The sequence below is a fragment of the Methylobacterium crusticola genome (assembly GCF_003574465.1).
Taxonomy (GTDB): domain Bacteria; phylum Pseudomonadota; class Alphaproteobacteria; order Rhizobiales; family Beijerinckiaceae; genus Methylobacterium; species Methylobacterium crusticola.
The window spans coordinates 1-550 of sequence record NZ_QOWC01000517.1 but is presented as its reverse complement, the minus strand read 5'-3'; the positions used below and the strand labels follow the sequence as shown (position 1 = coordinate 550).

Annotated in this window: 1 protein-coding gene; it reads right to left on the bottom strand. The window is 74.2% G+C overall.

Annotation, left to right across the window (positions count from 1 at the left end; translation table 11 throughout):
* On the bottom strand, positions 1-550 hold a 550-nt coding region (locus DT057_RS35155), incomplete at both ends, for an HAD-IC family P-type ATPase (RefSeq protein WP_128566584.1).

Genomic DNA, 550 nt, shown 5'->3' with positions numbered 1-550 from the left:
GGGTCGGAATCGAGGTCGACCATGTTGCCGGCCTCCCGGGCCGCCACCGTGCCGGTGTTCATCGCCACCCCGACGTCGGCCTGGGCCAGCGCGGGCGCGTCGTTGGTGCCGTCGCCGCACATCGCCACGAGCTTGCCCGCGGCCTGCTCCTTGCGGATGAGCGCGAGCTTGTCCTCGGGCGTGGCCTGGGCCAGGAAGTCGTCGACGCCGGCCTCCGCCGCGATGGCGGCCGCGGTCATCGGGTTGTCGCCCGTGATCATCACGGTGCGGATGCCCATGCGGCGCAGCTCCGCGAAGCGCTCCCGGATGCCGCCCTTGACGATGTCCTTGAGGTAGACGACGCCGAGGAGCCGCCCGTCGCGGGCCACCGCGAGCGGCGTGCCGCCGGCCTTGGCGATCTCCTCCGCGATGGCACGGGTCTCGGCCACCGCCTCGCTCCCCACCTCCGGGCGGAAGGCCAGCGCCGCGTTCGAGCCCCGGCTCGCCGCGGGCTGGGTCGCCACGGAGGCGATGATGGCGTCGACCGCGCCCTTGCGGATCGACGAGCCCT